The 13,185-nt window shown below is 38.7% G+C and carries 8 protein-coding genes; 2 read left to right on the top strand and 6 right to left on the bottom strand.

Annotated features, from left to right (window positions below):
* Window positions 1-26: 26 nt before the first annotated feature.
* The gene (gene meaB, locus ACK4HO_RS05140; RefSeq protein ID WP_409663490.1) at window positions 27-1,109 is read right to left on the bottom strand and encodes a methylmalonyl Co-A mutase-associated GTPase MeaB; all 1,083 of its coding nucleotides are present in this window, start codon (window positions 1,107-1,109) and stop codon (window positions 27-29) included.
* 106 nt (window positions 1,110-1,215) lie between these two features.
* Between meaB and ACK4HO_RS05135 the strand changes: the two genes are divergently transcribed.
* Window positions 1,216-2,430 carry an MFS transporter gene (locus ACK4HO_RS05135; protein ID WP_409663488.1) on the top strand — a complete coding sequence of 405 codons (1,215 nt, stop codon included), beginning with the start codon at window positions 1,216-1,218 and terminating at the stop codon, window positions 2,428-2,430.
* 225 nt (window positions 2,431-2,655) lie between these two features.
* A complete protein-coding gene (locus tag ACK4HO_RS05130; RefSeq protein WP_409663486.1) occupies window positions 2,656-4,059 on the top strand; it encodes an FAD-binding oxidoreductase in 1,404 nt (467 codons plus the stop codon).
* A gap of 239 nt (window positions 4,060-4,298) precedes the next feature.
* Here ACK4HO_RS05130 and ACK4HO_RS05125 read toward each other — a convergent pair whose 3' ends face one another.
* The 5 genes from ACK4HO_RS05125 to secA form a co-directional block, all read right to left on the bottom strand.
* Entirely contained in the window at window positions 4,299-4,886 is a 588-nt protein-coding gene (locus tag ACK4HO_RS05125) for a hypothetical protein (RefSeq protein ID WP_409663483.1), read from the bottom strand.
* An 84-nt stretch (window positions 4,887-4,970) separates the two neighbouring features.
* On the bottom strand, window positions 4,971-6,980 hold the full coding sequence (locus tag ACK4HO_RS05120) for an OmpA family protein (RefSeq protein WP_409663481.1): 2,010 nt from the start codon (window positions 6,978-6,980) through the stop codon (window positions 4,971-4,973).
* A 72-nt stretch (window positions 6,981-7,052) separates the two neighbouring features.
* Complete coding sequence (locus ACK4HO_RS05115) at window positions 7,053-8,810, bottom strand: Ig-like domain-containing protein (RefSeq protein WP_409663478.1); 1,758 nt, start codon at window positions 8,808-8,810, stop codon at window positions 7,053-7,055.
* Between the two features lie 168 nt (window positions 8,811-8,978).
* On the bottom strand, window positions 8,979-9,542 hold the full coding sequence (locus ACK4HO_RS05110) for a helix-turn-helix domain-containing protein (protein ID WP_409663475.1): 564 nt from the start codon (window positions 9,540-9,542) through the stop codon (window positions 8,979-8,981).
* Between the two features lie 227 nt (window positions 9,543-9,769).
* A complete protein-coding gene (gene secA / locus ACK4HO_RS05105; RefSeq protein WP_409663472.1) occupies window positions 9,770-13,114 on the bottom strand; it encodes a preprotein translocase subunit SecA in 3,345 nt (1,114 codons plus the stop codon).
* Window positions 13,115-13,185 lie beyond the last annotated feature (71 nt).

Here is a 13,185-nt window from a genome sequence, read left to right as displayed (position 1 = left end):
GTTCAGTAGAAAACAGCGACTGTAAACTATTTAAAGTATTTCTCCAATAAATTCATAGCCGCTACAAAAGGTGATAATTCATCATTTTGCACGGCTTTTTTGTTTTGTTCCAACAAAGCAATGATTTCAGGATGATGGTAGAAGTTGTTTTTCAACTGCTCGTTGATGGTTTCCATCATCCAATATTGGTTTTGGTCTTTGCGTTTTTCTTCAAAATAATGATTGGTTTTGACCAATTCCAAATAGTTGGAAATCGTTTGCCAAACTTCATCAATTCCGGTTTTTTCATAAGCGCTGCAAGTGGAAACAGTAGGAATCCAACCCGAACTTTTAGCCGGAAATAAATGCAATGCTCGATTGAATTCGGTTTTCGCCAATTTGGCTTTATTGATGTTATCACCATCGGCTTTGTTGATGACAATCGCATCTGCCATTTCCATAATCCCGCGTTTAATGCCTTGTAATTCATCGCCTGCGCCGGAAATTTTCAGCAACAAAAAGAAATCAACCATACTGTGAACCGCAGTTTCGCTTTGACCAACGCCAACGGTTTCAATCACAATCGTGTCAAATCCGGCGGCTTCGCAAAGGATAATCGTTTCGCGTGTTTTTCGAGCTACACCGCCAAGCGTTTCACCCGAAGCACTCGGTCGTATATAAGCGTTTTTGTCTTTGACCAATTCTTCCATGCGGGTTTTATCACCCAAAATACTCCCGTGCGAAATCGTACTACTTGGGTCAACCGCCAAAACAGCGACTTTTTTGCCCAAAGCGGTCAAGTGTTTTCCAAAAGCTTCAATAAACGTACTTTTTCCAACACCCGGAACGCCTGTAATTCCAATCCTAACCGATTTGTTGGCATGAGGCAAACAAGCAGTAATAATGTCATTGGCTTTCGCCAAATGGATAACATTGGTACTTTCCACCAAAGTAATCGCTCGACTCAGCGCAGCAATATCGCCTGACAAAATCCCGTTGACCAGTTCTTCCGCACCGGGTTGGATTTTGCGACTGCGAACCACTTTGTCCAAAGCAGATTGGCTAAAACTTTCCGGCTGCGGAATACCTTCTTTTTCGTGTAGCGCCGATTTTTTCGAATTCTTTTCCAAATAGCAGTGATGTTAGTCCAATAATCTCTTAATGATTTGCTAAAATTACTAAATGTTATTTTAATGACTAGTATATATAGTACTTTTGTGGCGTTAAAAAAGGAGAATGGAAATAGAAACTACACTTTCTAGTAGAAAAATTAACAAAGATTTAGCCCAAAAAACGGTCTACTCGATTCTTTTTTCAATCAGTTTTGCGCATTTGCTCAACGATTTAATCCAAGCGATTATTCCCTCGGTTTATCCCATTTTAAAGCAGAATTATAATTTATCCTTTTCACAAATCGGTCTGATTACGTTTGCTTTTCAGTTAACCGCTTCCATATTCCAGCCTTTTGTGGGTTATTATACCGACAAACATCCGAAACCTTTTTCGCAGATTTACGGCATGTTATTTTCCTTAGCCGGAATCATCTCCATTTCGTTTGCCAATAATTTCTATTGGATATTGCTATCGGTTATGCTCATCGGAACCGGTTCGTCTATTTTTCATCCTGAATCGGCACGAATTTCCAATTTGGCAGCCGGTAACAGAAGAGGTTTGGCCCAATCTATTTTCCAAGTTGGTGGTAATTTCGGAACAGCACTCGGACCTTTATTAGTGGCCTTAATTGTTGTCCCGCATTCTCAAGTGTACATTCTTTGGTTTATCATTGTGGCTACTATCGGATTAGGTATTTTAAGTAAAATTGCCTTTTGGTATCGTGACCATTTGATAAATCGCCAGCCTAAAAAAGTAGTTTTTGCCGACTTCCAACGTTTGTCAAAAAGCAAAGTAAAATGGGCCATTGCTATTTTGTTGATTGTTATTTTTTCCAAGTTTTTCTACTCAGCGAGTTTGTCAACATACTATACATTTTATGTAATGGATAAGTTCCATCTTTCCATCAAAGAAGCGCAATTCCACATGTTTATTTACTTGTTTGCTTATGCGGCAGGAACCATTTTTGGCGGACCTTTAGGCGACAAAATCGGAAGAAAATACGTGATATGGTTGTCGGTTTTTGGGGCAACGCCTTTTGCGTTGTTGTTGCCTTATGTCAACTTGTTTTGGACCGATGTTTTGATGATTATCATCGGAATTATCATTTCTTCGGCTTTCCCGGCGATTTTGGTTTATGCCCAAGAATTATTGCCTAGAAAACTCGGCATGATTTCCGGTTTGTTCTACGGATTTGCTTTCGGAATGGGCGCTTTGGGCTCGGCTTTGCTGGGTACTTTGGCCGATTATACTTCAATTCAATATGTGTATCACGTGTGTTCATTCCTGCCATTGATTGGCATTATTTGTTATTTTCTACCGAATTTGAAGAAGAAATAGAAGCGAATGGTTTGGGCTTTTTTGTGGTCCGTGTTCCCGCTTTTCGTTCTATCTTTTAGACCTGACAGGTTTTTAAAACCTATCAGGTCTAAAAGGATACCACTACAAATGCGAAGCATTCAACGAAAACCGCTAACAAATATTGACTTTGTGAGGTAATCAGGGCTAAAAAGGATTTGTCTTTTATTTTTGGAATCGCTACATTTACTTCTCAATTTTTACAACATGTCACTCCATCCCGAAATTATTCAAAAACTCACCATAATTGTTGGTGAAAACTATATTTACACCGACCAAGAAACCCGAAACCATTACGGTCACGACGAAACGGAAGACTATGTTTTTCCACCAAGCGTTGTTCTAAAACCTGCGAATGCTCAAGAGATTTCCGCTATTTTAAAAGTGGCCAACGATTATAAAATTCCAACTACGCCAATTGGAGCCAGAACCGGTTTAAGCGGTGGCGCTTTAAGCATTTACCAAGGTATCGGATTGTCCATGGAACGTTTGGATAAAATCATTGACATCGATGAGCAAAACCTACAAGTAACGGTTGAACCGGCAGTAATTACGCAAATTTTACGCGAAGCGGTTTCTGAAAAAGGATTGTTCTATCCTGTTGACCCGAGTAGTATGGGCAGTTGTTGGATTGGTGGTAATATCGCTGAGAATTCAGGCGGTGCAAGAGCCGTGAAATATGGCGTAACCAAAGATTATGTATTGAATTTAGAAGTGGTTTTACCCAATGGTGCCATCATTTGGACCGGAGCCAATACCCTAAAAAATTCAACCGGTTATAATTTGACCCAACTAATGGTTGGAAGTGAAGGAACACTTGGCGTAATTACCAGAGCCGTTTTAAAACTTTTACCTAAAAACAATCACAACGTTCTAATGTTGGTGCCGTTTTACAAAGCCAACGAAGCTTGTGAAGCCGTTTCAGCGATTTTCCGCGCCGGAATTGTACCAAGTGCTTTAGAGTTTATGGAACGCGATGCTATTGACTGGACACTTCAATTTGTGGAAGGTATAAGTGTAAGTATAAAACCAGAACACCAAGCGCATTTATTGATTGAAGTGGATGGCAATTATCCGGAGATTTTAATGCTGGAAGCCGAGAAGATTTTATCAGTAGTAGAACAATTTGAAATCGATGAAGTTTTATTTGCGGATACCGAAGATGAGAAAAATGCTTTATGGAAAATGCGTCGTTCCGTAGCGGAAGCGGTAAAATCGAATTCAGTTTACAAAGAAGAAGACACAGTTGTGCCTAGATTCATGTTGCCTGAACTGTTATCAGGAATCAAAAGAATAGGCGCAAAGTATGGTTTTAAATCGGTTTGTTATGGCCATGCCGGCGATGGCAATTTACACGTGAACATTATTAAAGGCGATATGACGGATGACAATTGGCAAACACAAGTGCCACTTGGAATTCGAGAGATATTTGAATTGACGGTTTCGTTAAAAGGCACTTTATCCGGTGAACATGGTATCGGATTTGTACAGAAGAATTTTATGGATATTGCTTTTAGCAGAACCCATTTGGAACTAATGGAAAGCATCAAGCGCGTTTTTGATCCGAATAATATCTTGAATCCCGGGAAGATTTTTCCGGATGAAGTTTAAGTTTTTAACCACTAAGGTCACCAAGAATGCACAAAGAGCACAAGGTTGTTGAAACTTTGTGCTCTTTGTGGTTTAAAACTAATCTCTTTTCGGAGTTTGTTTTTTGACTCTTTTCTCCTCTTTTTTCTCCTTTGCGGTCTTCAGAGGTTCTTTTTTAGCCGCTTTCTGAACGTCTTTTCCTTTTGCCATGGTTATATAGTTTTTTAGTTTGGTATCAAATGATATAAGTAAAGGTAAAACTATTTATTTAATCCTAAAGCCGTTTTTACATTTTCATCAAAAATCGATTGAAAAGCGGTCAATTGTTCGGGATTATCAAAATTGAAAAACTTCCATTTACCATCGGTGGTTTCATCAAAAACGGCCAAGTAAGTCGACATTTTCTTTACATTAAAACTGTTTCTGTTGGGTTCAAAAGTAACGTCTTTAGTACTATTGACTTCCTGCAACCAGACTTTTTTCTCTGCAGCTTGTTCCGAAGTCAATTTGGCTTCAAAAAAGTACCGTTTCGGAATGCGAATGGTTATGATACAAAACGATTTTTCGTTTATTTTTTTTATGGGCGCATACTGAAGCGGAACACTTTGCAATTGGTACCGCAAACGGTATGCTTCATTTTCGTAGTGAAGTTCTGTTTTTTCAAGTAAAATTTCCTTACCAATATTGGTCACCATTGGCGGATAGGACAAATTTGCAATGGCTTCAAAATCCATTAAAAAGTTGGCTTCGTAAAGTTTTTGTGCTGATGTTTTCAACGTTTCAATACTTTGCGAAAAGCAGTTGAAAGTGATGAAGAAAAGCAGAAAAGAAAGGTTTTTTAGTTTCATATTGACTTAATCTTTATCCAAATATAAAAAAATCCCCAACAGTTCAAACCGTTGGGGATAATTTAAGAGTGTTTGCGGTAAAAATTATTTTTTGGCTACAATATCAATTACAACAGTTCGGTTATAGAAACGTTCTTCGGGATATTTGTTTTCAAAAGGAGAACGATTTTCATCTTCACCTTCACCGTAAATTTCGAAGCTTACATTACGAGTGCCATATTTAGCTAAACTTTTTTCTAGAATACCTTTTACATCATTGGCTCTGGCCAAAGATAAATTTTTGTTGTATTCAGTTTCACCAATGATATCAGTGTGTCCTTTGATAATAACGGTTGAACCATTTTGAATCTTTGGGGTCACAATATCAGTTAAATATTTTTCATATATAGCAATAGATTTGGATTCGTTAAAATCATACAGTACACTAAAGCGAATACTTTCCTGAACAATTGGAGCTACGAATGGTACAATATGAATAATAGCTTCTTTAGTAACCGTTTTACCGCTGGCAGTAGTTCCGGTTAAAGTTGCTTTATAATCTCCTTCCGGCTGATTGTCTAAAATGGTTTTTACCGGAATGCTCGCAGTGGTTTCCGTATAAGGACCGTAGTTTTTTACTTTTCCTTTAGGGTCTTTTAAACTAACAGTCCATGAAGTATAAACTTCATTTGAAGCAGAGATGTCAAAAACGACAGCATCGCTATTGGCTTTTTGCTCCATAGTTATGATTTCAATGGGTTTCAAAGGTGCTTCAGGACCACTTTGAAATTCCATAAGTAGGGCAGGAGAGTTGCTTTCAATAGAGACTCTTCTGTCTCCTTCTCTTAATAAAGCTAATTCTAAGGTACCACCCGGTTGTTCCGAAGCGATTACCGGTTTTACTCTTCCTTCAATAGCAATTCTGTTTTCATTAATGCTAAAAATAGTCACCAAATAAGTTTTGATAGATTGCGCCATGACATTCCCATCATCAGCTCCTTCGTTTGAAGAACCAACTAGAGTAACCGTTGCGGATGGATTTTTACCCATACGGTCTCCAAGAATATTTAAGATGTTATAATATACAATCATCTGACGTTCTGAGCGGCCTGACATATTTTTTGGGGTACTTAAGTCGATTTGGTCTTCCTTAAAATCAGCTACTTCGTTTTTGTTTAATAAAATATAACGACTGGAGATTTCAGCGGAACCGGCATCGAAGAAAACATAATTACGTATCGGGAATACCTCTCTTACTTTTCGAGTGGTAGCATCATTGGTAGGTGTTGTAATGGTAAGTTGTAGTTCTCCGGCGGCAGGAGTTTCAACAGGTTGTCCTTGACCAAATTTCAAGACTACACCAGCTCTCAAGGTAGATACATTCCAAGTTTCGGTGGAACGCGGATTTTGTCCAAAGTAAGGATGATACGTTACAAAAGGCGAAACTACCCATTGCGTTTTGGCTGTTTCGGAGTTGATGGGAATATCATAACCCATACCTATTTGCATAGAAACGATGGTGTTTTTTATTTCACTAAAATCACCTTTCACGGCAGGACTAGCTTCTTGTAGGGGAAAATTAGGATTGATCCCTAATTGGTATTCAAAAGATTTAGACTGATTGAAAGCAATTCTTGGGCCGCCATATAAATAAAAATTAGATTTAAACGGGGCATAACGCAAGCTTGGTTCAATGGTAATATAACTCAATTCAGCATTCAAATCGGCCGGACAATCACAAGGGGTAATTACTTGATTGAATTTACCACTTCTGTTGTCATAACCGGCTTGTAATATGAAACCAAATTTGGAATCTGCCGGATGGTATTCTATTGTCGGCGCCAAAAACAAACCGGCACCAAAACCATTATGGAAAGCGGTAGGCGATCTAAAATCGGCATTCATTTGTTGGGTAGAACCGCGGTAGAAATTTAAATTGGCCCCTGTGGCCACGCCAAACCACCAAGAAGATTTAGTATATTGTATTTCTTGAGCTTGTAAGGTCGTTAAGCTAATCAGGAACATAAAAGCAATCAGAATACTATTTTTTATAATTTTCATTTTTGGTAATTGGATATGATGGGATTTATTGGGTGTTGTATTTTTGTTTTTCATAATCGTAGGTTTATTAATCCCGTTCGAAAACGGGATTTTATTAATAACTTGAAAATAAATTAATCACTTTGATTAAGGCACATTAATGGTTGTATTAACCATTGTAACCGAAGCTACCAGTGAAATAGCTCTTCCGTTTAATACCGTTTGTGCGGCGTTACCGGCAGTTGAAAATGTTACTCCTGAATTGGCTATAATGGTTCCAACCATGACACCACCACCTGCAGCATTGATAGTTGCTGCACTACCTACATACCAAAAGACATTCTTAGGTAGGGCACCATTAATCAAATTAACGCTTTTAGCACCGGTTGGTCCGGCGATGCCAACAGTTAATCCTGACGCGGTTTGAAAAATCCAAACTGCATTTGGATCACCTTGAGCATCTAATGTTAAATTTCCATTGCTGATATTGAAAGTGCCACTGGCTGATTTATAAATACCAGGTGCTAAAGTAAGACCTCCTAATTCCCCTGCCCCAGGATCAGTACCGCCCGGCATAGATGCGGGTGAAATACTCAGATAAGCAGCATTGGCATCGGCTAAACCTTGGGTCGCAATGGCAAATGAAGTTGCTGTTCCGGGTGCCGGTGGGGCAGTATAAATGGCGCCGGTTACCAGCCCTTTATTCAAGGGTGTTTCAGTGTAAATAGCTGTTGCATCATGAAAACCGGTTACTAAAGTTGAAGCGGCAGTAGTAGAGATGCTTCCATTATTTATAACGGTGTTTAACCCTTGATTGGTTATTCCGGCGTTACCACCAAAAGCACCAAACATAGCTGCCGAACCTAAATCAGGTGAAACGGAATTATTCAGTGTAGTAAAGTTCCATACATAATCATTAGCCAAAGCTATACCTGCTACATTTTTAGCGATCGTACTGATAGTTGCCGTGTAGGTTGTATTTTCTAAAAGTAAATTTGTTGGGGTAAATGAAGCTGTGGTTCCAACATAAGTCACATTTCCTGCTATTACATTGTTTCCTTGTTTCAGTGTAAAACTTGTAGGGATTGTAAGGGGATTCATGGCCATATCAAAAGTTGCCGTAATCACTTTGTTGAGCTGTACTTCGTTTTCGTTTGAAGTTGGGCTTGTCAATATAACTTTGGGAGCAATGCTAGTGCCTGTAGTAAAGTTCCATACATAATCAATTGCCATTGATGTTCCAGCAATGTTACTCGCGCCGGTAGTGATTGTCGCCGTATAAACTAAGTTCGGAGCCAAATTAGCGTTTGGTGTAAAGAAGGCATTATTTCCAACATAAGTAACTACACCAGTTACCGAAGTTACGCCTTGTTTTAAGGTAAAGGTAGTGGCATTGATTGTTGAGGCATCCATTGGCATATTAAAGGTGGCTCTAATTACCTTATTCAATACAACATCTGTTTCATCATTAACCGGGCTTGTTGCGGTAACTTTTGGTTGCAGTGTTGTTCCTGTAGTGAAAGTCCAAATGTAATCTTGTTGTAAAGCATTGCCGTTTAAATCTTTAACAGCTGTGGTTACCATACCAACGTAAGTTGTGTTAGGCGTCAAATTTACATCAGGAATAAAAGTAGCTGTAGTACCGGAATAACTTATAATGCCTGCAATTGCATTGCTTCCGACTATAGTAAAGGTAGATGAGTTGATGGTGTTGGGATCAATTTCTTCGTTGAACGTTACCGTAATGATTTGGTTCAAAGGAACACTTGTAGCGCCGTCAAGAGGATTTGTAGCAGTTACAACCGGACATAATCCAATTGTTTCCTGAAAATCATCTTTCGCACAACTGGTAATCAAAGTTGCAACAGCAAGTGCCATAGTAACTAGTAGGTTTTTTTGTTTCATTTTTATTTTTAATTTGGAAGGACAAAGGTGCGTTATTAACTTCCGTTATAGTTATACATAAACCCCATCGAGTTATACTTTTCACAGTTATATTTTCAAATCACGGCAAAAAAAATCCTCAACAGTTTGAACTATTGAGGATTGTATTACTTTTTAACGGAATTCATTTTACAATTCTTCCAGCTGAATGCGTTTTTTGTATTGCTTGATTTGTTTGAAATAGGTTGGTGTCAGTCCGGTTACTTTTTTAAATTGGGTTGACAAGTGAGAAACGCTACTATATTCCATTAAGTAGCTTATTTCTGTGAGTGATAATTCATCATACAAAAGCAATTCTTTTACACGCTCTATTTTATTTAAAATGATATAATTGACAATAGTAGTTCCGGTAACTTCTGAAAATAGATTTGCCAAATGGGTGTAATTATAGTCCAGTTCTTTACTTAAATATTCTGAAAAATTTACTTTAGGATATTTTTCGGCGTAATGTACCAATTCTATAACAACGTTTTTGGTTCTTTCAATAAGTAGTGATTTTTTGTCATCAATTAATTCTAATCCTTTTTTCAACAGTGCTTTGCGGAGCATTTCTCTGTCTTCAGCATGAATGTTTTTTTTGAGGACTACTTCGCCTAAATCAATCGTGGTGTGTTTTAATTTTAACTTGTCTAATTCCTCTTTCACTGCCAACTTGCAACGAAGTGAAACCATGTATTTAATGTGTATTTTCAAGGTAAATGTATATTGGGTTATAAAAGGAAGAATGGTTTTCTTCCAATTCTTGTAAAGGTACTCTATTAAATCGCGCAAAGGTAATTTATTTTACAGTTGCCCATTTATATAAATCCGGGCTAGATTTGTATATTTCTCAGTTTTAGACCAAAAAAAATCCCCAACAGTTTTAACCGTTGAGGATTATTATATTATTACAATCTGCTAACTGAGAATGAGACTGTTAACTATTCGTTTAACAAAACCCATTCACCGGAAGCCAACATGCTTTCGGCTTTTTTGTATTTGGTGGTTTCCGTTTTACCGCTCATGACGTGCTTAATTGTCACAGTATCGTTGCGGTTTATTTTCGGAGTTTCTCTTACGATGGTTTCTGTTACTTGCGGACGTTGTTGCGTTTGACCCGCTTCACGATTAGCACTTTCGCTACTTTCGATCTCGTCTTTGCTTTCGGTGTAATTTTGCTTTTGGCGTACTTGTCGCGCTTCCTGAATGTTTTGGTTTTGCTGAGGCAAATCGCCTTTGAACAAGAACGAAATCACTTCTTTATTCACACCATCTAACATTGAACTGAACAATTTAAACGCTTCCAACTTGTAAATCAGTAACGGATCTTTTTGTTCGTGAACCGCTAATTGTACCGATTGTTTTAACTCATCCATTTTGCGTAAGTGTTTTTTCCAAGCTTCGTCAACAATGGCTAAAGTGATATTTTTCTCGAAATCGGCCACTAATTGTGCGCCATTAGATTCAAAGGCTTTTTTCAAATCGGTTACCACGTTTAAGGTTTTTATTCCGTCTGAAAATGGTACAACGATGCGCTCAAATTTATTGCCTTCTTTTTGGTAAACATCCGCTACAATCGGGAATGCTTCGCGAGCACTTCTTTCTGTTTTTTCATTGTAATAGGCTAAAGCTGCTTTATAAACTTTACCCGTAATCTCCATTTCGGATAATTTCTCAAATTCGTTAGCCGAAATTGGTGACGTAATCGAGAAGTAACGAATCAGTTCAAATTCGAAGTTTTTAAAATCATTTCTGCCTTTGTTTTCACTTACGATTAATTCACAAGTGTCATACATCATGTTGGCAATATCCAGTTTCAAACGCTCTCCGTGCAAAGCATGACGACGACGTTTGTAAACTACTTCTCTTTGCGCATTCATCACGTCATCATATTCTAGCAAACGTTTACGAGTTCCAAAGTTGTTTTCTTCGACTTTTTTCTGAGCGCGTTCAATGGATTTGGTCATCATCGAATGCTGAATTACTTCACCTTCTTTCAATCCCATTCGGTCCATGATTTTAGCTACCCTATCGGAACCGAATAAACGCATCAAGTTGTCTTCCAAAGACACATAAAACTGCGAGCTTCCCGGATCACCTTGACGACCGGCACGACCACGCAACTGACGGTCAACTCGACGCGAATCGTGACGTTCCGTACCAATGATGGCCAAACCTCCGGCAGCTTTAACTTCAGGCGTTAATTTAATATCGGTTCCACGACCGGCCATATTGGTTGCGATAGTTACTACGCCCGGTTTTCCGGCTTCGGCAACGATATCGGCTTCTTTTTTGTGCATTTTAGCATTTAATACGTTGTGTTCAACACCGCGCATTTTCAGCATTCGACTCAATAATTCAGAAATCTCTACCGAAGTAGTTCCAATCAATACCGGACGACCGGCTTTTGACAACTCAGTAACATCTTCAATCACCGCGTTGAATTTCTCACGCACCGAACGGTAAATCAAATCTTCTTTGTCTTGACGCGCCATTCCTCTGTTGGTTGGAATTTCGACTACGTCTAATTTATAAATCTGCCATAACTCACCGGCTTCGGTAACTGCGGTTCCGGTCATACCGGCCAGTTTACTGTACATACGGAAATAATTCTGTAATGTAATCGTAGCAAAGGTTTGTGTTGCGGCTTCAATAGTTACATTTTCTTTGGCTTCAATGGCTTGGTGCAATCCGTCAGAGTAACGACGACCATCCATGATACGACCGGTTTGTTCATCAACGATTAGAATTTTGTTGTCCATGATAACGTATTCTGTATCTTTTTCGAACAAAGTGTAGGCTTTCAATAACTGTGTCAGTGTATGAATTCTCTCTGATTTTACCCCGAAGTCTTGGAATAATTTTTCTTTGGCTTCTGCTTCTTGGTCTTTTTCCAAGTTTTGTTTTTCGATATTGGCAATTTCAGTTCCGATATCCGGTAATACGAAGAAATCTTCTGAAGTATCTTTGGATAAAAATTTGATTCCGTTATCGGTCAATTCTACTTGGTTGTTTTTTTCTTCGATTACAAAATACATGGCTTCGTCTACTTCCGGCATTCTGCGGTTATTGTCTGACATGTATTCGTTTTCAGTTTTTTGTAAAAGCGCTTTTATACCTTCTTCACTCAAAAACTTGATTAACGCTTTGTTTTTAGGTAACGAACGGTAAGCTCTCAACAGTTGAAAACCACCGTCTTTCGTGTTTCCTTCTTTGATTAAACGTTTGGCTTCGGTTAAGAATCCGTTAGCCAATTGGCGTTGTAAACTATAAAGATTTTCGATTTTTGGTTTCAATTCGTTGAATTCGTGACGGTCACCATCAGGCACCGGTCCTGAAATAATCAACGGTGTTCTCGCATCATCAATCAATACCGAATCCACCTCGTCGACAATCGCGTAGTTGTGTTTTCTTTGTACCAAATCTTCCGGTGAATGTGCCATGTTATCACGTAAATAGTCGAAACCGAACTCGTTGTTGGTTCCATAAGTGATATCAGCTTCGTAGGCTTTTCTACGAGCATCTGAGTTTGGAGAGTGATTATCAATACAATCCACCGTTAAGCCGTGGAATTCGAATAATGGTGCTTTCCAAGTGCTATCACGTTTTGCCAAATAGTCATTCACGGTTACTAAGTGAACACCATTTCCGGTCAAGGCGTTTAGGTAGAGCGGAAGTGTTGCCACTAATGTTTTTCCTTCACCGGTTTGCATCTCGGCAATTTTACCTTCGTGTAATACGATACCACCAATCAACTGAACGTCGTAGTGTACCATATCCCAAGTGATTTCTTTTCCGGCAGCATTCCAGGAATTCGCCCAGATGGCTTTGTCACCGTCTAAAGTGATATAGGATTTTGTGGCAGAAAGCTCTCTGTCTTTTGGCGTAGCCGAAACGGTAACCGAAGTATTTTCTTTAAAACGACGTGCGGTTTCTTTGATTACTGCGAAAGCATCAGGAAGGATTTCGCTCAAAACTTTTTCAGTGATTTCGTAAGCTTCTTTTTCCAGAGCGTCGATGGCAATGTAGATATCTTCTCTTTGGTCGATGTCAACGGTATTTTCGGCTTCGATTTTTTTGGCTTCAATCTCGGCGTCTTGTTTGGCGCGAGCTTGTTTTATTTTTTCTTTGAACTCGGCGGTTTTGGCTCTTAGTTCGTCGTGTGATAAAGCAACTAAAACAGGTTCTAAAGCTTTTATTTTAGTGATATAGGGTTGCGTTGCTTTGACGTCTTTTTGCGATTTGTCGCCTACAAAAGCTTTGATAATGCTATTAATGAAACTCATAATGGGTTTGTATTTTTATGTTTTGATTTTCCTGTTGAAGGAGTGCAAATTTAAACAAAAAAAAAGCCCTA

It is taken from the genome of Flavobacterium sp., assembly GCF_046296355.1.
Taxonomy (GTDB): domain Bacteria; phylum Bacteroidota; class Bacteroidia; order Flavobacteriales; family Flavobacteriaceae; genus Flavobacterium.
Note: the sequence above shows the minus strand (reverse complement) of the source record. Positions and strands in the feature narration are given on the sequence as shown.

Coding starts and splice junctions, on each gene's coding strand:
- ACK4HO_RS05125 (WP_409663483.1), bottom strand. CDS start 4,886: ATGAAACTAAAAAACCTTTCTTTTCTGCTTTTCTTCATCACTTTCAAC.
- ACK4HO_RS05115 (WP_409663478.1), bottom strand. CDS start 8,810: ATGAAACAAAAAAACCTACTAGTTACTATGGCACTTGCTGTTGCAACT.
- ACK4HO_RS05130 (WP_409663486.1), top strand. CDS start 2,656: ATGTCACTCCATCCCGAAATTATTCAAAAACTCACCATAATTGTTGGT.
- secA (WP_409663472.1), bottom strand. CDS start 13,114: ATGAGTTTCATTAATAGCATTATCAAAGCTTTTGTAGGCGACAAATCG.
- ACK4HO_RS05120 (WP_409663481.1), bottom strand. CDS start 6,980: ATGAAAAACAAAAATACAACACCCAATAAATCCCATCATATCCAATTA.
- ACK4HO_RS05135 (WP_409663488.1), top strand. CDS start 1,216: ATGGAAATAGAAACTACACTTTCTAGTAGAAAAATTAACAAAGATTTA.